We start from the raw sequence: 17724 nt of genomic DNA on the forward strand, positions 1-17724 counted from the left end.
CGATGAAACTGTCTGAAATTGCACATGCTCTCAATAATGCCCAGATTGTGGGAGATCCCTCGGTAGAGATTACCGCGGTACACCATGACAGCCGGAAGAGTCTTCCGGGCTCTCTGTTCGTAGCCATGCGCGGCGAAGTTGTCGATGGGCACAATTATATCGGTGCGGCACTAAAGGCCGGGGCGTCTGCAGTAATGGCAGAGCGCCGGTCCATACAATCTCAGGAAGTGCCGGAGATACTAGTTCCGGACACGAGGGCTGCTCTGGGTATTGCTGCAGCGGAAGTCTACGGCAGACCTACGGAGAAACTGTCACTCACCGGGATCACGGGTACAAACGGAAAAACAACGCTGACGTTTCTCCTCGAATCCATTGTCAAAGCAGCAGGCGGATATCCCGGTGTTGTGGGCACTATTTCGCATCGTTGGGGAACGGCTGAACAGGCCGCAGCACATACCACTCCGGAAGCGTCGGATCTTCAAATGCTTTTTCGCGATATGGTCCGAGACTCGGTCACCCATGCTTTCGTGGAAGTGTCCTCACACGGGCTCCATCGCGGCAGACTCGAGGGCTGCGAGTTCGACCTGGGAGTCTTCACGAATCTGACTCAGGACCATTTGGATTATCACGGCAGCCTGGAAGAGTACTATCTGGCCAAACGCATCCTGTTCGATCGGCTCTTGCCGTCCAGCTCCAAATCCAAAAAGGCGGCGGCGATCAACTGGGAAGATCCATACGGATTGCGATTGATCCGGGAAACTCAAGGGTACCCGATTATCGGTTACGGCATTGGCGAAGATTCCGAGGTTCGGCCTCTGAACATCACCGTAGATCCCGACGGTATTCGCGGTACGATAGTGACTCCCAGAGGCAATGTGCGAGTGGAATCCGCACTCGCGGGTTCATTCAATCTCATGAACATTCTTGCTGCTGTCGCGGTATGCGAATGTCTGGAGATACCCATTGCTGCAGTACAACAAGGACTGGCTGCAGTTCGCGCTGTCCCCGGCAGGCTGGAGCGAGTGGAATCGGAACAGGGAATAATATTCGTCGATTATGCTCATACGCCCAATGCCTTGAAGAATGTCCTCGATGCGCTTCGAATCATGAAACGGTCCCGTATCGTTACCGTGATGGGATGCGGCGGCGACCGCGATACCGCGAAACGGCCGCTCATGGGAGCCGAAGCTGCTGCCGGAAGCGATTTCGTGATTGTCACATCCGACAATCCGCGTTCTGAAGATCCGCTCGATATCATTCGTCAAGTGGAAGTTGGAGTGCGGGATTCCGGGTACAAACTTTTGCCCGCGGATCTGAATGGAAAAACCCTGCACCCCGGCTGCTACAAAGTGATTCCCGATCGCGGGAATGCCATAGCATGGGCGATTGACCGCCTTTCCCGAGACGATATTCTCCTCGTGGCAGGAAAGGGACACGAAACGTACCAGGAGATCAAAGGAGTTCGGTATCCTTTTGATGATAGAGAAGTGATACGGAAAGAATTGAGAAAACACGCATCCGGAACAGGTCCGAATGGAGAAAGGAAAGGCTCGTTATGAGAGCATCCAGCGGACCTTATATTGCAGCCGACGTTGTTCGGGCATGTGCGGGGACGCTTTTGTGCGGATCTCCGGAGACGGCTTTTGCTGCAATATCGACGGATTCAAGAGATATAACAGCCGGAGATCTGTTCGTTCCTTTGAAAGGAGACAGTTTCGACGGCCATGATTTTGCCCTTCCGGCCCTGGAAGCCGGAGCCCGAGGATGTCTGTGGAGCGGCGATGATACCAGGGAAAACCTCAAACGTTTCCCCAATATTGTCCTGATCCAGGTTCAGGACACTCTCCGATCGTTGTCTGACCTTGCATCAGCCCACCGTTCGAAAAGTCACGTCCCCCTGATCGCCGTCACGGGTTCCTCGGGCAAAACTACAGTCAAGGAGATGATAGCCTCAGCAGTGGGGCGTTCCCATAGGCCTTTGGTTTCCAAAGGCAATCTGAACAATATGATCGGTCTGCCCATGACCGTTCTGAACCTTGGCCCTCATCACACCTTGGCAGTGGTGGAAGCAGGGATAAACACCAATGGTGAAATGGAACATTTAGCTCGAGCCGCTCTGCCGGATGTAGCCGTGATAACCACTATAGGTCCGGTTCACCTTGAAGGACTCGGCACGATCGAAAACGTGGCAGCGGAAAAGTTCAAGCTGGTTCGAGCACTGGCCGATTCCGGTACAGCGGTGCTTCCCCACGGGAATTCGTATTTGGAGAGTCTGACTCGAGAAGTCTCCTGTAAAATCGTGAGGTTCGGTATCGAATCAGGAGATTTCAGAGCTGAAGATATCGTGTCGTTGTCGGAAAGAACCGTTTTTCAGCTTCGGTCGCCTGGAGGCAAGGCAGAGATAAGCCTTCGGGTACGGGGAAAGCACAATATCAGCAATGCGCTTGCTGCTGCGGCAGCGGCATATGCAGTGGGAGTCACTCCGGACGACATCGCGGAAGCACTGAGCAACTTTGCTCCTCCAGCTTTACGCATGGAGATCGTTCAGCTTTCCGGCGGTCGAATACTGATCAGAGACTGCTACAATGCAAATCCGCAATCCGTACGAGCTGCACTGGAAGTTCTGGCGTCAAGACCCAATCATGGGAAACTTGCGCTTTTAGCTGACATGAAAGAATTGGGCAGCCAATCGGAATTGCTCCACAGCCAAATAGGAGAGGAAACGGCACGGTTGGGCATCGATCGAATAATCTTTATCGGCAGCTTCGGACAGGCTTTTGCTTCGGGTTTTCAAGCTGCGGGCGGAAGCGCTGACAGACTGATCTTGGCCGGGGACAAGGATGAAGCCTGGAGCATAATCGGTTCTGATATTAAGCAGTTCGGTTCTATTCTGGTCAAGGGATCACGTGCTATGAAGATGGAAACCATGGCCGATCGGATTCTGGAGGCGCAATAGCCATGTTGTATCATCTGCTCTATCCCTTGAGTTCACAGCTTATCTTGTTTAATGTATTCAAGTACATAACGTTTCGAGCGATCATGGCTACGCTCACCGCACTTATGATTAGCTTTTTACTCGGTCGTCCACTTGTGGATTATCTTCGAGCGTTCCAGATCGGCCAAATGGTACGGGATGACGGCCCAAAGAGTCACCTTGAAAAGAGCGGCACGCCAACCATGGGCGGACTCCTGATAATTTTCGCCATGACTTTCTCGTGTTTGCTTTGGACAAGGCTGGATAACCTGTATTTCTGGATTGTCCTGCTGGTTGTCCTTGGATATGGGGCAATCGGTTTCTTTGACGATTATCTCAAGATAACCCGCAGGAACCACAGAGGACTCTCAGGAAAACGGAAACTCCTGTTTCAGTTTCTCATAGGCGGTATTGTCGGGTTCGTGCTATGGCTCGATCCTGCATTCAAGACAACGCTTGCGGTTCCTTTTTTCAAGAACGTAAACCCCGACTTGGGAATTCTGTATATCCCGTTTGTTGCCCTGGTTATTGCCGGGGCTTCTAATGCAGTCAATCTGACTGATGGGCTGGACGGTCTGGCAATCGGTCCTGTGATGATCTGCGCGGCCACATACCTGGTCTTTGCTTATATCGCAGGTCATTTGAAGCTGGCGCATTATCTCCAGGTTTCTTACGTGCCTGGAGCCGGAGAGCTGACAGTCCTCTGCGGCGCTATGCTGGGCGCAGGTCTGGGATTCCTCTGGTACAACGCATACCCTGCGGAAGTGTTCATGGGAGACGTGGGGTCGCTGTCACTCGGAGGATTGTTGGGTGCCGTGGCAGTGGTAACCAAACATGAAATTCTTCTGGCGATTGCAGGCGGCGTATTCGTTATTGAAGCGGTGTCGGTGATTCTGCAGGTAGCGTCTTTCAAGACCACTGGCAAACGAATCTTCAACATGGCGCCCATTCACCATCATTTTGAGCTGAAAGGCTGGCCCGAGCCCAAGGTGATTGTACGATTCTGGATCATATCCGTGATCTTCGCTCTCTTGGCATTGGGAACCTTGAAGCTCCGGTAAACGAACTGGAGGGGAAATCGCAGTGAAAGGAAGAAAGAAGAATTATTACGGAGTTCGATTAGGAAACGTCGATCGAATGTGCTCCGTTTCCTGCTCGATCTTGCAGTCCGGCAATGCGAACCTTTGCGGATCTACCGAGAAAAATCCTCAAACGAGAAAGCTTCCCGGAAAATTTCCCGGGGCGGAATCGTATCAGCCGCTCAGACGTATGGTCTGAGAATCTTTCCGAGAGTAACGTATGGAACCTGCCCTGACCCCGCAAATCCCAGGAAATTCCCCCGCACGGAGAATGTTGGGACCCGATCCGTTTCTTCTGGCGCTGGTGGTTGTGATTCTGACCATAGGAATCGTCATGGTTACCTCCGCGGGGTATATGATTGCGGTTGCCAAATTCGGAGACGGGTTCTACTACACGAAGAAACAGGGCCTGGCCATGGTGGTGGGGCTCGGAATAATGTACCTGGTCTCTCTGATCAACCCGGACTTCTGGAAACGAACTGCCGTGCCGCTTATGGTTCTCGGCATGTTGGCCCTCATACTTGTGTTCGTTCCGGGAATCGGGGCCAAAATGGGCGGCTCTAACAGATGGATCAGTTTGCCTTTGGGTTTTTTCTTGCAGCCTTCGGAGTTCATAAAATATGCGCTGATCATATTTCTTGCCCGGTCTCTTGCCAAGAAAGGCGACGGGATACGAGACTTTGCTGTGGGATTCCTGCCTCACATCCTGGTCATGGGAGTAGTGGTGTTCTTCGTGCTTTTACAGCCGGATTTCGGTACCGCGGTGATCGTGACCATAGTTGGATTCCTCATGCTCTTTGTCGCCGGCGTGCGGCTGCAGCATCTGGTGGGCAGCGCAATCCTGTGTTTACCCTTTCTCATATATGTGGCTGTGAGTGCTGATTACCGATGGGCGCGATTAATGGCCTTTCTGAATCCGTTCGGGGATCGCCTGAATACGGGCTTCCACATCATTCAGAGCCTGATAGCGTTCGCGTGTGGGGGTTGGACAGGAGCCGGGATCGGGAAAGGAATCCAAAAGCTTTTTTACCTTCCTCAACCTCACACGGATTTTATTTTCTCCGTTGTGGGGGAAGAGTTGGGTCTTCTCGGTGTCCTCTTCATGATTCTCTTGTTCTATCTCCTGATCTGCCGAGGACTGGTTGTTGCGATCCGAAACACCGATAAATTTCAACGGCTGCTTGCATTCGGCATCACTTCACTTATTGGATTGCAGGCTATGGTCAATATGGCAGTCACCATGGGACTGCTTCCCACGAAAGGATTGCCATTGCCGCTGGTTTCGCTTGGCGGCACCTCTTTGGTCATGAACCTTGCCGGAATAGGAATTCTTATGGCAATAACCCGGAGCGCACAATCGAAAGCTCGTGAGGAGAAGCCATGAGATTAGTTATTGCCGGAGGCGGAACAGGCGGACACTTATTCCCGGCGCTCGCAATCGCCCGTGCGCTGAAATCCGAAGATCCCGGCGCAGAGGTTCTCTTTGTGGGAACAAAAAACGGTATCGAAGCCAGAATTATTCCGACAACCGAATTCCCCATCAGATTCATCACCGCTCGGGGAATGATGAAGACCGGCATAATCAACAGCATATTGTCAGCCGTGGAAATACCTGTAGGAGTGCTTCAGTCAATATTTCTTCTCAGAGAATTCAAACCGGGATGCGTTTTGGGCGTGGGCGGCTATGCGTCAGGACCGACGGTGTTTGCCGGCAGAATCATGGGCATACCCACGGCGATTCAGGAACAGAATTCTGTCATGGGAACAACGAATCAGGCCCTTACGAAGATTGTGGATCGTATTTTTATATCATGGCAGGACACCGAGCCTGTTACTCCATCCAACAGGACGATCCTGACCGGCAATCCTGTGAGACAGGAAGTCTTGCTGAGTAGCAGAGAATTTCCGAAACAGCAGGATGAATTCAGGCTTCTCATCTTTGGAGGTTCCAGAGGTGCAAGGAGTATTAACCAATCCATTATCGATAATGTGTCGAGTATCGCGGAATTTGCGGATCGCCTCAGAATTCTTCATCAGACCGGCCGTGATGCGGTGGAAGAGGTGAAATCGGCGTATGAAGAAGCAGGGATTCAGGCTGAAGTAAAAGAATTCATCAATGATATGGGATCCGCGTATCATTGGGCGGATCTGATCGTGTGCCGAAGTGGAGCTGCCTCCCTGGCGGAAATCACAGCACTCGGAAAACCCGCTATAGTGATCCCGTACCCGTACGCAATCGGCGATCACCAGGCTCGAAATGCAGCGGTGCTCGAAGCGATAGGGGCTGTCCGCGTGGTGAAAGATTCGAATTTGATGAATGGTACACTGCTCAAAGAAATAGGAAAATTAATCGATAACGGAGAATTACTGGCACAGATGGCAGAGAATGCAAAACAAGCAGGACGTCCTTATGCTGCTCGAGAAATCGCCCGGGAACTTCTCAACCTGGAAAGGAGCCCGAGATGATCGGAACGCTCTTCAAACAGGTTAAAGACGTTCATTTCGTCGGCATCGGCGGTGTGGGCATGAGCGGGATTGCCGAAATCATGCTGGCGCTTGGTTTTGGCATAAGCGGATCTGATGTTCGTGGTTCGGGCATGACCGAACGACTGAAAGAACTCGGGGCTCGCATCTGGATCGGTCATCACAGGGACCACCTGGAAAAGGCAGACGTGGTGGTTTTTTCATCAGCCGTTTCTATGGATAATCCCGAACTTATGGCTGCGCGGGAACGCATGATTCCAATTATTCCCCGTGCTGAAATGCTTGCCGAATTGATGCGCATGCAGACGTCCGTAACGGTTGCAGGAATGCACGGCAAGACCACGACCACTTCGATGATTGCATCGGTCTTGTCTGCAGCGGGACTGGACCCCACCGTAGTCATCGGCGGAAAACTGGATACCCTGGGCAGTGGTGCACGGCTCGGTGCAGGAGATTTGCTCGTTGCCGAGGCTGACGAGTCGGATCGATCGTTCCTGAAACTGTTTCCCACAATAGCAGTGGTCACGAATATGGATCTGGAGCACCTCGATTGTTACAGCTCCATCGAGGAGATCAGGTCCGTATTCCTGGAATATATCAATCGCATTCCCTTTTATGGATATGCCATCGTGTGCCTGGACGATCCGCAGGTTCAGAACATTATTCCGCATATCGAGAAGCGATTCATCACGTATGGATTGTCGACCCAGGCAAATTTTCATGCTCGCAGACCGGTCTTCGAATCCGGGGTGACAAGCTTTGAAGTGTACAAGGAACACACGCGACTCGGTGAAATTCGTCTTCCTATGCCGGGTATCCACAATCTGGTCGATTCGCTGGCAGCAGTAACAGTGGCGGATCTCTTTGATGTTCCTTTTGCATGCACCCAGGAAGCTCTTGAGAGTTTCCCCGGTGTTCAGCGTCGCTTTACGGTTCGGGGAAAAGCTGACGGGATTACGATAATCGACGATTACGGACATCATCCGACGGAAATTCGTGCAGTGCTCCAGGCGGCACGTCAGATTGCCCCCAGCAGGATCGCGGTGTTGTTTCAACCCCATCGGTACACGCGAACCCAGGCGCTCTTTCAGGATTTTCTGACGTGTTTCCACGATGCGGACTTGCTCTATGTCATGGATATTTACCCTGCGAGCGAAAAGCCGATTGAAGGCGTAACAGGCTGGGCCTTGAGCCAGGGAATTCACAGCAGGGGTCATAAAACAGTGCGCTTTCTCCCGGACAGGCAGGCAATACCTGCAGAGGTGGCAAAGGATCTCAAACCCGGAGACATGCTGATAACCCTCGGAGCTGGTGACGTCACCCGGATCGGACCGGAAATCCTGGAAGAATTGCGGAAAAGAGAGGAATCCCGGAAGTAATGCTCGTGGAACGCCACATCGAAGAAATCCGAAACATCATCAGAGGCAGACTGCTGCAAAACGCTGCCCTGAGCGGGTTTACTTCGTTCAAAATCGGCGGACCGGCCGACCTTTTGGTGGAACCGACAAATTCCAGCGAACTCGGGAACTTGCTCCGTTATCTGCACGAAGAACACATCGATTACCTCATCCTGGGGGCAGGCACGAACGTGCTCTTCCATGACAACGGCTTCCGGGGTGTGGTCATCCGGACCGCGGCACTGGATGAATGGGAAATTCACCAGAACGGATCGGACCGCTGTCGTGTCACCCTGAGCGCCGGCGTGCCTTTGCCGGCCGCAGTTTCACGTGCGTGCAAAGCCGGGCTCCATGGAATGGAAGCTCTTTGGGGTATTCCCGGATCTTTCGGTGGAGGCGTGGCGACAAATGCAGGAGCCGGTGGTATTTCCATAGGAGATCTTCTTGAAAGTATTTCCCTCGTAGATCGCGCAGGTAAGGAAATTTTGATACCGAAAGAAGATCTGAACTATACGTATCGAACCATGTGCCTGCCTGCAGGCTCCGTGGCCATCAGGGGCATCATCAGGCTTGTTCGTGCAGAACAGGGCTTTATCGAAGAAGAACTGGAATCGGCTCGGTCCCTCCGCAGGAAAAAGCAACCTACTGACAGGCCGAGCGCCGGATGCGTATTCAAGAACCCGTCGCCCGACCTCCCGGCAGGTTCGCTCATCGATCGATTAGGATTCAAAGGAATGCAGGCAGGTGGGGCACAGGTCTCCGAAGTGCATGCGAATTTTATCGTCAACACTGGAAACGCTACTGCTGAAGATGTTCTTCGGCTCATAGAAACGATCCGGAATGAAGTGTTTCGGAGAGAGCATGTAGATCTTGAACTCGAGCTCTGTGTTATAAGCGAGGGTTCGACCCATGAGTGAAATGCGACGTCCTCTGATTATTGAAAATAGGCTTCCGAAACCAGGTCAAGACGATCCTTCGGCAAAAAAGAACCGTAATCGCAAGCTCCTGAAGTATGCTCTCTTCACCTTTCTCGGAATTGACGCTCTTCTCGCGGCTGTGCTTATCTATATTCTGTTTCTGCACGTTCCCTATTTCAATCTTAAACAGGTGGATGTGACCGGCAATCGTAAGCTCTCCAGAGCCGAAGTTGTGGAAGCTTCGGAACTGGAAGGGAACATCAATCTGCTTACCGTAGACCTGAGCGCCATTGCGGCTCGCCTCAAGAGACATCCGTGGATACGATCCGCGTCCGTTTACAGGCGCTTTCCCGGGCAGCTTATAATCGAAATCGAAGAACGGACTCCCAGGGCAATTCTGGTGGCGGGGAATCTGTACTACGTCGATGAACAGGCGGAGCCCTTCACAAGGCATCTGCCCGGAGATCCCCTTGGTCTGCCGCTGTTCACGGGTGTCCGACCGGAAGATCTGAAGACCAAGGGTGCCGAAATTCAGGAAATGATCAGGATCGGTCTTTTGCTCCTGGACAGTGTGGAAAGATCGGGTGCGGAACTCGATCCTAATGGCATATCCGAAATCAGAATCGATCCGGATGAAGGACTGACACTGCAAACAGGTTCAGGAAAAACCATTGTACTCGGCAAGAATGATTTTGAAGGCAAACTCCAAAAGTTCGGGCGACTCAAAAGATTCTTGACGCAAAAGGGAGAATGGAATAACGCCCGAATAATAAATCTCGACTTCGAGGACCGTGCGCTGGTCCGATGGGACAAGGCACACCTCCAGGGGTAGAAAAATATGTTACGAAGCGAGAACACCGTTGTCGGCCTGGATGTCGGAACCACCAAAATTTGCGCCATAATCGGCCAGGTGAATAGCGAGGGTCTGATAGATGTCATCGGTCTGGGCACTGCTCCCTCCAAAGGATTGCGCCGAGGCGTGGTGGTGAATATCGATCAGACGGTATCCAGTATCCGCAAAGCTGTTGACGATGCGGAACTTATGGCGGGCTGCCGGGCGGAGACCGTGTTCGCCGGGATTTCGGGAGGCCACATAAAAGGTATCAACTCCCACGGAGTCATAGCCATCAAGAACAGGGAAGTGACCGCCGTCGATGTGGCGAGAGTAATCGATGCAGCCCGGGCCGTTGCCATTCCCATGGATCGGGAAGTGATCCACATTCTACCCCAGGAATTCATGGTAGACGACCAGGAAGGCATAAAAGAACCCATCGGAATGGCCGGGGTTCGCCTGGAAGCAAAAGTACACATCATCACCGGTGCGGTCTCTGCTGCCCAGAATATTATCCGCTGCGCCAACCGCAGCAACTTGAGGGTCAATGATTTGATCCTTCAGCAAATGGCTGCAGCAGAAGCTGTTCTCTCATCCGACGAAAAAGAACTGGGAGTGGCTCTTGTGGACATAGGCGGTGGAACAACCGACATAGCGGTGTTCTCCGAGGGGTCCATACAGCATACCTCGGTGATCTCGGTAGGCGGAGAACAATTGACCAACGACATAGCCGTGGGGCTCAGGACACCCATGGTGGAAGCGGAAAAGATAAAGAAACGCCACGGTTGCGCACTGGGCTCCATGGTGAGCAAGGATGAGACCATTACCGTTCCGGGAGTAGGCGGACGACAGCCTCGCGTCCTTTCGAGAAGCGGGCTGGCAGACATCACGGAACCAAGGTTGGAAGAGCTTCTGGGGCTTGTCCGCAGAGAGCTGGAACGATTCAACCTGCTTCCAACCATTGCGTCAGGGATTGTCCTGACAGGCGGCACCGTCGCCATTGAAGGAATTTGCGAGCTCGCGGAACAGATTTTCGATATGCCCGTGCGCCTGGGATACCCTGTGGGGATAAGCGGACTTGTGGACGTAGTGAATTCACCTGTCTATGCGACCGGAGTCGGACTGGTACTCTGGGGGGCACGGAACAAGAGCGTAGACATCACGTCCTACCAGGCGGGCAACGGAATGTTCGACCGGGTAATGGGGCGCATGAAACAATGGTTTACCGAAGCATTTTGATGAAATACATGTAATGCAATATGCCGGCACGTCGGAGGAATTCGGCATTGTCTGGAAGGGACGAAAGATTTCTAATGTGAGGAGGTACCGGCTATGCTGGACTTTGAAGTCCAATCCGATCGTAACGCTCTGATTCGAGTAATAGGTGTAGGCGGCGGAGGCGGAAACGCCGTAAACAACATGATACGGTCAGGTTTGACCGGCGTGGAATTCATTGCCGCCAATACTGACGCTCAGTCCCTCCAGAATAATTTGGCGGAAACAAAGCTGCAAATCGGAAATCAGCAGACAAAAGGGCTTGGAGCAGGAGCAGACCCTGAAGTTGGAAGAATAGCGGCAAATGAGGATTACGACAATCTCCGCGACTTGCTGGAAGGCGCCGACATGGTGTTCATTACCGCTGGTCTCGGTGGTGGAACAGGTACCGGCGCTGCTCCCATCATTGCACGCATTGCCCGGCAGGAAGTAGGAGCACTCACTGTTGCCGTCGTGACCAAGCCTTTCTTGTTCGAAGGCAAGAAGCGGATGCGTCAGGCCGAAGAAGGGATCGAAATGCTCCGCCGCGAGGTGGACACGTTGATCATCATCCCCAATCAGCGGCTCCTGTCATTGAAAAAGGATATCTCCTTTCTCGATGCATTCCGCAAGGCCGACGACGTGTTGCTCCAGGGTGTACGCGGAATTTCGGATCTCGTAACCGTGAACGGTTTGATCAACCTCGACTTCGCGGACGTGCGGACCATTATGCAGGAAAAAGGCATCGCACTTATGGGGACTGGCTCGGCAATCGGCGAAGGTCGTGTCGAAGAAGCCACTCGCATGGCGATCAACAGCCCGCTCCTGGAAGATATTTCCATGACCGGCGCACGTGGAGTTCTCATCAATGTGACAGGCTCTTCCAATATGACCTTGTCGGAAATCAACGACGCTGTCTCTGTTATTCAAAATGAGGCCCATGATGATGCAAACATCATCTTCGGTGCAGTAATCGACGAAGAAATGGGCGATGCCGTCAACATCACCGTGATTGCCACCGGATTCGGCAGAGACTGCATGGTTCAGCAACCCGAGCAGGTCCAGGTAAGTCCTCGAACCCCCGCCTCTGCCGCTCATGTCGACGAACCGAAGGTCGAGCGTTCGTCAGCTCGGACTATCGTTCCACCGGAACCGAAAGATTCCCACATGCCTGCATTCATTCGACGCACCCAGCGGGAAAAGAACAGCAGGCATCTCACCGTTGTGGATGAGTTTGGCATGGAAACCGAAGAAGATCTGGATATCCCTACCTTCCTGCGCAAGAGTTAAGAAAATTGGGGGAAACTTCTTGAAAGAAGTTTCCCCCAAACCCCCTTCAAGAACTTTTATCATCCCCTGAAACCGAATTTCTGAACGAAATTCGGTTTCAGGGGATGATAAAAGCGCCTTGGAGGAGATTCAGGGACACACTCTTGTCAAGAGAGAATCCTCCACTATTCCCTCTTCAATGCAAAGTAGTATCGGTAGCGGTCGGCCTCCGTGCCGACCGACATACCATTTCGCAATTGTGCATATAAGATGGCGAAGGCTGAGGTGTTCTGAGCGGAGTGATTAGACGGCCTTGCGTCGTCCGGAGCGAAGGATACCTCAAGCCTGCCACATTACAAGAACAAAAGCGGACCGGTACTACTTGATAGGGCGGATTCGTTCAGTGTATTCTCAATATATTTCTCGGAGGCTACACAGCGTTGTCGCTGAAATCTTCTCTCAAAGATGTTGCGAGTACCTTGAAAGCTCGCCTCGATGTTTACCGGGCCGTGTACCGGCATCCCAAGACTCCGAGAACGGCAAAGGTGCTCTTATGGCTCGCGCTGGCTTATCTCATGTCTCCCATCGATTTGATTCCCGATTTCATCCCGATAATCGGCCATCTGGACGATCTGGTTATTGTGCCCGGACTGATTCTCCTTGCTTTGTGGCATATTCCTGAGAATGTTCTTTCGGAATGCGGGTACAATTATACCTGAACGAGGGGATAATTCTGTTCCCCGAGTCCCAAAACGGAATTTCCGACATGAGAAATCAAGCTCTGGTTTGCTCCAGCACATGGATAATGCTCAGTACAACTTCGTTTGCAGGTGTCGGTATTCCGTGGATTTTGCCCAGTTCAACCATTTTCCCGGCGAATGACTCTACCTCCGTTTTTCGTCCTGCTTCAATATCCTGGAGCATAGAAGTCTTTCCCTGAGGGGACAGGGAATTAAGAACTTTAGACCACTCGTTCAGGTCCTGCTCAACGAGGTTCACCCTGAGACGATGTGCTAATGCCAAGACCTCCCGCATTAACATTTCCATTAATTTTTGGGCATCCGGAGAAGTCTGAAAGACTCCGTAGGGCACCCGCATGACAGCAGACGCCTGGTTTATCCCCACGTTGATCATGAATTTCCACCACAGCATGCGCATCATATCGGCAGGTATCTCAGATGCGAGCCCGGCTCGTTCGAATGCATTCCGAACATTCAGGACTCGTTCGTTGGGAATCGTATTGTCGGACTCCCCAAAATAAATCTTGCCCGGATTGGTGTAAGTGATTTCGTTTCCTTGCCGAAGAGCATCAATGCCAACGGCTATGGCATAGAGCACTTTATCCATGCCATAGATGGAGCCGAGATATTCTTCGCTGTCCAGGCCGTTCATTACGGAAATGAGAGTTGTTCCCTCACCGACCAGATTCTTCAAATCGTGTGCCGCTTCTGGAAGATGGTGGTTCTTAAGGGCCACGATTATAAGATCGGCGGGTGAAGCAGTTTCATCCGGGTGTACCACGGGTATGGAATAGTGCTTTCCGTTGACCGTCAGACCTTCAGCTTTCAATCGATCGTGTCTTGGATTCCGGGCAAGCAGCACGGTAGAAAATCCGGATGATTCGAAAAACCTGGATGCATAGTATGCACCCATAGCGCCTGCTCCGAAGATTGCTACGTTTTTGATCTCTTTCACCAAATCCTCCAGTGTTTTTGTGTCTGTTTCAGATCTCTGTTCTGGCATGCATTGGGAAACGTTTCAAGCCGGAAATCTTCTATCCATTCACGTATAGAGCGATTGCCAAAAACTCTGACGTTTATCCCATGCTCCAATACAAGATAATTATACCGATTCGCTTTTCTTTTCATAATCCGGCAGGCTGGAGGTATCCTTCGCTCCGGACGACGCAAGGCCGTCTAATCACTCCGCTCAGAACACCCCAGCCTTCGCCATCTTATATGCATAATTGCGAAATGGTATTAGTTCGGTTGAGAGTCAGTGAGAAATCCTGGTGATGGTTCTCCCTGGTCCGGCGGATCAGGTAAGTGCCCGGTAGCGACCGGCCTCCGTGCCGGTCATTCGGGACGGACAGGCACAAGGAAACTGTCTTGGAATGCCGATCCAAGGTTACTGGTGTTGAGGTTGTTCCCCCATTTGAACCGATTCATAGGAAATACGTCTTCCTGATAATCCTCTCCGGCTATCTCCCTTTCGACCTGAATTGCTACCGGCGTTCTTCCACGAGATGGAGCCAGTAGGATGCGACAATCCCCCATATGGCATTGACTAACAACACAAACAGTGGTGTCGCAGTCCCGAGTGGAAGACCGAGCATTCCATTGGGAACTCTCGTGGGGAATATGATGAACAGCGTAACAAGGGATGGAAGGATGCTGTAGACAACGCCTCTGAGAAACAGGGATTTTTTCAGAAAAGGCAAGAGAAACAAAAACCCCCATAGCCCTCCCCACACAAGTCGAGGATACAGCATGGCGGCGGTCAGGGCAGGAGCAATTTTTACACCTATTGCTGCCGTTATCCCCAGATATCCGAACAGCCACACAGCGAGACCGTTGGCTAAACCGCCAGCGCTACCCGCTGCATAAGCCAACGACAATCTTCTTAACGTGTTCATCTGCATCTAGTCCTCCGTTAGTTATACAGGATGCATGATGAACCGTTTCGGTTCCGCCGGAGATCTCACTGTACTTGTTTGATATACGAGCGTACCGCTTTTGTGACAAACTCTGAAAAGGAATCCTCCCCGCGATGCTCGTCTATCAGTTCGATGACGCTGACAGGAAAATGTACTGCTTTGTACCGCAGAATCTCCTGAGCAACTGCGGTAACAACTACAGGATCTGCTTCGCGAGCTTTTTCACGTACTCTTGGGACGAATTCCACAGGGATTTTAGAATCGATGGCAAAATGTGGAATCAGAATTTTAAATTCTTCGTCACTGAGGGACAGATTGCCGAACCCGACATGATATGTACCGGAATCGTCTGCTTTCACCCAGTCAATGGTTCCATGGCAGGTCATCTTCTTGGTCCCGCGGTTTACGACTATCCTCAGTTTGACATTGCGTCCTACCTCGGGGCCTGAGTATTGTCCCGGTTCTATGAGGCAGGGCGCCTGAATTCCGTATTCCGAGGCAGACTCCGAATTGATGATAGGAGGGCTCAGGGCGTAACGCGAATATACCGCACCGTCAATGTTCTTGTATTCCATTAAAGAGCCTTCTTTCAAAAGCATGTGACAGAAAAAAATGCGTCTCATGCTCATTCAGCAGAGAGAAGAACACGTTGCTTTTGAGGTCGCGCTGGCCGCGATAAAGTTGAACTCGGTGAACCTTCTTTCGAGAAAGCAAGGTTCAAGGAGAGAAATTATACCGTATTGTCTACCATAAGATGATCCACAAGACGATTAAGCATAGTGCTGCCTTTCACTTCAGTCTCGAATAGAGGAACTATGGCACGGACTCTGTTATCAAAAATCGTCCATATCTCCTCCATATGTTCCTTCTGCATTTGCACCCGATTTCGGACGAATTCCGCGGAACCCGCTTCCAACTGGTTCTCGGGGATTAACCCGTTTACCACGACTCCACCCACGGGAATGCCGAATTCATAGAACCAGTTCATGAATCTTGTGATAACCGCTATGGGAAGGCTTTCCGGGAGGGTCACGAAGAAGAAAGCCGTGAGAGCTTCATCCGTGAGCAGTTCTTTGGCGTGAGCCATTCTTTCCCTGAACCCCAGAAGATAATCCATGAGCGGGTCTTTTTCCTGTTTCTTGGAAAAGGAGAGCAACTCTCGTAAAGATTTTGCTTCTTCCCGGCTTTTCACCATTTTTTCCACCCAGAGGCCGTACACTTTGGACATTCCCAAGAGCCGACGGGCATTGGCAGTGGGAGCAGTATCGAAGACGTAAAAATCGTATTCGTCTTTGAACATGAGATCCATCATGTTTTCAAACATGGCGGACTCTTCAAATGCAGGATTCATGGTCGCGGATTCGATGAACTCTTCGGCATTGGTCGTTATATCTGCGAACTTGAGAAACCAGTTTATCTTTTCCCGGATCTCTTTCTTGGAACGTTCGATTGTATCCCGGGTGTCAATTTCGAAAGCGTAACAGTTCGCCTCATCACAAACCGTAACAGGTTTGCCGAATACGTTCTGCTCGAACAAGTTCGACAGGCTGTGCACCGGATTGGTCGATGCGAGCAAAGTCCTTTTGCCCTGTTTGGCAGACCAAAGTGCCGCGGCCGCTGCCATTACGGTTTTGCCTACGCCGCCTTTGCCGCCGAAGAAGATGTATTTGAGACGGGGACGATCTCTGAAAAAATGCTTCATGTCTATGGATATTTCGTTCACAGTTACCCCCTCTCTTGCTAAAAGTCGCCAAACATGGCGCGAGCCATTTTTTCGATCATGGGCAAGCCTGTCACGTCTCTTTCCATTTCCGGGACCGATGCGAGGATCTGGCCTGAGAAATCCCTGTCGATCACCTTGAGATAATGCTCTTGCATGGAAAAGCGATTCTTCAGGTACTCGGGGATGTTCTGTGCTTTCAGCTCCTCAGGCAGCACGCGATTCACGATATATCCGCTAATGGGCACATCGAACTTTGAGAAGAGCTCTGCCGCTTTCATCGTGTCTTTGATAACCATTTCCTCTGCGGTGAGCACGAAGAAGAATGCTGTTTTGGCTTTATCCGTGAGTATGCTGGATGATTTGTTTATACGATCTTTAATGAAGAGCAGCTCGTTGAGAATGGCATCTTCTTCCATGTCCTTTTCGCGACGGATAACAGCGGCAACCTGATCGTATTCTCTCATTTGCTCGCGAAGAGCAGTGATCTTGTCTATCCAGGCATCGTACACCGAAGCCATGCTCAAGTAGTAGAGCGCGTGGCCCAGTGGAACGAGATCATAGATGTAATAATCGTAACCACCTCTCACTACGATGTCTACTACTTCATCGAAAATAGCGCTCTCTTCCATTGCCGGCTCGGCTGCTGCCGCCTGGATATAACTCTCTATCTCCTCGGGAATGGTTTCCATGCCGTACATGTCGAGAATCTTCTGACGTATTTCTTGTTGGTACTCTTTTACCCTGCGATCGGCATCGATTTCTTGCGCATAGAGATTGGGCATAATCTCGGTGGGCCCTTTGCCGAAAATATCTTTCTGAAAAATGTCCGTCAGCGATGCCTGAGGATCCACAGAAAACACCAGGACCTTCTTTCCATTCTTCGCCAGATAGTAGGAAGCGGCTGCGGAAAAAGTCGTTTTCCCTAATCCGCCCTTACCGCCGAACATGATGTATCTTCGATCGGGATATTGTTCAAAGATTTTGGCTAGAGACATTCCAATAGCTCCTCCAGGAGTTTCGCACTTCATTTACATCCGCGGGAATGCCGCAAGATTATCTTGTACCAATGCGCTTTCATACGAGTAACATCGGGAAGCCGATCGGTTGCCGGCTCCAGCGGATCTCCTCCGCTTCAGACG

Annotated in this window: 17 protein-coding genes; 12 read left to right on the forward strand and 5 right to left on the reverse strand. The window is 51.5% G+C overall.

All coding sequences use genetic code 11. From position 1 onward, the window contains the following. Positions 1-2 precede the first annotated feature (2 nt). The 12 genes from DESTI_RS23310 (at position 3) to DESTI_RS31470 (ending at position 12925) form a co-directional block, all read left to right on the forward strand. Positions 3-1559: a UDP-N-acetylmuramoyl-L-alanyl-D-glutamate--2,6-diaminopimelate ligase gene (locus tag DESTI_RS23310; protein ID WP_014812432.1), complete on the forward strand. Its 1557-nt coding sequence runs from the start codon at positions 3-5 to the stop codon at positions 1557-1559. After that, complete coding sequence (locus DESTI_RS23315; RefSeq protein WP_014812433.1) at positions 1556-2956, forward strand: UDP-N-acetylmuramoyl-tripeptide--D-alanyl-D-alanine ligase; 1401 nt, start codon at positions 1556-1558, stop codon at positions 2954-2956. Before DESTI_RS23310 ends, DESTI_RS23315 begins: the two co-directional genes overlap by 4 nt. Before the next feature lie 2 nt (positions 2957-2958). Continuing rightward, positions 2959-4035: a phospho-N-acetylmuramoyl-pentapeptide-transferase gene (gene mraY, locus DESTI_RS23320; protein ID WP_014812434.1), complete on the forward strand. Its 1077-nt coding sequence runs from the start codon at positions 2959-2961 to the stop codon at positions 4033-4035. 22 nt (positions 4036-4057) lie between these two features. Continuing rightward, a complete protein-coding gene (locus DESTI_RS23325) occupies positions 4058-4252 on the forward strand; it encodes a hypothetical protein (RefSeq protein WP_014812435.1) in 195 nt (64 codons plus the stop codon). A 21-nt stretch (positions 4253-4273) separates the two neighbouring features. Beyond that, on the forward strand, positions 4274-5437 hold the full coding sequence (gene ftsW, locus DESTI_RS23330) for a putative lipid II flippase FtsW (RefSeq protein ID WP_014812436.1): 1164 nt from the start codon (positions 4274-4276) through the stop codon (positions 5435-5437). After that, entirely contained in the window at positions 5434-6519 is a 1086-nt protein-coding gene (gene murG, locus DESTI_RS23335; protein WP_014812437.1) for an undecaprenyldiphospho-muramoylpentapeptide beta-N-acetylglucosaminyltransferase, read from the forward strand. The genes ftsW and murG overlap by 4 nt, the downstream gene beginning before the upstream one ends. Further along, positions 6516-7916 carry a UDP-N-acetylmuramate--L-alanine ligase gene (gene murC, locus DESTI_RS23340; RefSeq protein ID WP_014812438.1) on the forward strand — a complete coding sequence of 467 codons (1401 nt, stop codon included), beginning with the start codon at positions 6516-6518 and terminating at the stop codon, positions 7914-7916. The genes murG and murC overlap by 4 nt, the downstream gene beginning before the upstream one ends. Then, on the forward strand, positions 7916-8851 hold the full coding sequence (murB, locus tag DESTI_RS23345) for a UDP-N-acetylmuramate dehydrogenase (RefSeq protein ID WP_014812439.1): 936 nt from the start codon (positions 7916-7918) through the stop codon (positions 8849-8851). Before murC ends, murB begins: the two co-directional genes overlap by 1 nt. Further along, entirely contained in the window at positions 8844-9683 is an 840-nt protein-coding gene (locus DESTI_RS23350; protein ID WP_014812440.1) for a cell division protein FtsQ/DivIB, read from the forward strand. Before murB ends, DESTI_RS23350 begins: the two co-directional genes overlap by 8 nt. Before the next feature lie 6 nt (positions 9684-9689). Next, positions 9690-10922, forward strand: coding sequence for a cell division protein FtsA (ftsA, locus tag DESTI_RS23355; RefSeq protein WP_014812441.1), 1233 nt, complete (start codon positions 9690-9692; stop codon positions 10920-10922). 93 nt (positions 10923-11015) lie between these two features. Next, on the forward strand, positions 11016-12227 hold the full coding sequence (ftsZ, locus tag DESTI_RS23360) for a cell division protein FtsZ (RefSeq protein ID WP_014812442.1): 1212 nt from the start codon (positions 11016-11018) through the stop codon (positions 12225-12227). 419 nt (positions 12228-12646) lie between these two features. Further along, positions 12647-12925 (forward strand): YkvA family protein, encoded by a 279-nt coding sequence (locus tag DESTI_RS31470; RefSeq protein ID WP_014812443.1) that lies wholly within the window; start codon positions 12647-12649, stop codon positions 12923-12925. Between the two features lie 55 nt (positions 12926-12980). Here DESTI_RS31470 and DESTI_RS23370 read toward each other — a convergent pair whose 3' ends face one another. From DESTI_RS23370 to DESTI_RS23390, 5 genes are all read right to left on the reverse strand, one after another. Then, positions 12981-13901: a ketopantoate reductase family protein gene (locus DESTI_RS23370; protein ID WP_014812444.1), complete on the reverse strand. Its 921-nt coding sequence runs from the start codon at positions 13899-13901 to the stop codon at positions 12981-12983. 529 nt (positions 13902-14430) lie between these two features. After that, on the reverse strand, positions 14431-14847 hold the full coding sequence (locus DESTI_RS23375) for a hypothetical protein (protein WP_014812445.1): 417 nt from the start codon (positions 14845-14847) through the stop codon (positions 14431-14433). A 59-nt stretch (positions 14848-14906) separates the two neighbouring features. Then, positions 14907-15437: a YlcI/YnfO family protein gene (locus tag DESTI_RS23380; RefSeq protein ID WP_014812446.1), complete on the reverse strand. Its 531-nt coding sequence runs from the start codon at positions 15435-15437 to the stop codon at positions 14907-14909. Between the two features lie 155 nt (positions 15438-15592). After that, positions 15593-16585, reverse strand: coding sequence for an ArsA family ATPase (locus tag DESTI_RS23385; RefSeq protein ID WP_014812447.1), 993 nt, complete (start codon positions 16583-16585; stop codon positions 15593-15595). A gap of 17 nt (positions 16586-16602) precedes the next feature. Then, a complete protein-coding gene (locus tag DESTI_RS23390; RefSeq protein WP_014812448.1) occupies positions 16603-17580 on the reverse strand; it encodes an ArsA family ATPase in 978 nt (325 codons plus the stop codon). Positions 17581-17724: the final 144 nt, after the last annotated feature.

It is taken from the genome of Desulfomonile tiedjei DSM 6799, assembly GCF_000266945.1.
GTDB lineage: Bacteria > Desulfobacterota > Desulfomonilia > Desulfomonilales > Desulfomonilaceae > Desulfomonile > Desulfomonile tiedjei.

Bases quoted from the DNA above. Each gene is read 5' to 3' on its own strand.
- DESTI_RS23315 (WP_014812433.1), top strand. From the start codon at position 1,556: ATGAGAGCATCCAGCGGACCTTATATTGCAGCCGACGTTGTTCGGGCA.
- DESTI_RS23380 (WP_014812446.1), bottom strand. From the start codon at position 15,437: ATGGAATACAAGAACATTGACGGTGCGGTATATTCGCGTTACGCCCTG.
- ftsW (WP_014812436.1), top strand. From the start codon at position 4,274: ATGGAACCTGCCCTGACCCCGCAAATCCCAGGAAATTCCCCCGCACGG.
- DESTI_RS23375 (WP_014812445.1), bottom strand. From the start codon at position 14,847: ATGCAGATGAACACGTTAAGAAGATTGTCGTTGGCTTATGCAGCGGGT.
- murC (WP_014812438.1), top strand. From the start codon at position 6,516: ATGATCGGAACGCTCTTCAAACAGGTTAAAGACGTTCATTTCGTCGGC.
- murB (WP_014812439.1), top strand. From the start codon at position 7,916: ATGCTCGTGGAACGCCACATCGAAGAAATCCGAAACATCATCAGAGGC.
- mraY (WP_014812434.1), top strand. From the start codon at position 2,959: ATGTTGTATCATCTGCTCTATCCCTTGAGTTCACAGCTTATCTTGTTT.
- ftsZ (WP_014812442.1), top strand. From the start codon at position 11,016: ATGCTGGACTTTGAAGTCCAATCCGATCGTAACGCTCTGATTCGAGTA.
- ftsA (WP_014812441.1), top strand. From the start codon at position 9,690: ATGTTACGAAGCGAGAACACCGTTGTCGGCCTGGATGTCGGAACCACC.
- DESTI_RS23390 (WP_014812448.1), bottom strand. From the start codon at position 17,580: ATGTCTCTAGCCAAAATCTTTGAACAATATCCCGATCGAAGATACATC.
- DESTI_RS23310 (WP_014812432.1), top strand. From the start codon at position 3: ATGAAACTGTCTGAAATTGCACATGCTCTCAATAATGCCCAGATTGTG.
- murG (WP_014812437.1), top strand. From the start codon at position 5,434: ATGAGATTAGTTATTGCCGGAGGCGGAACAGGCGGACACTTATTCCCG.
- DESTI_RS23350 (WP_014812440.1), top strand. From the start codon at position 8,844: ATGAGTGAAATGCGACGTCCTCTGATTATTGAAAATAGGCTTCCGAAA.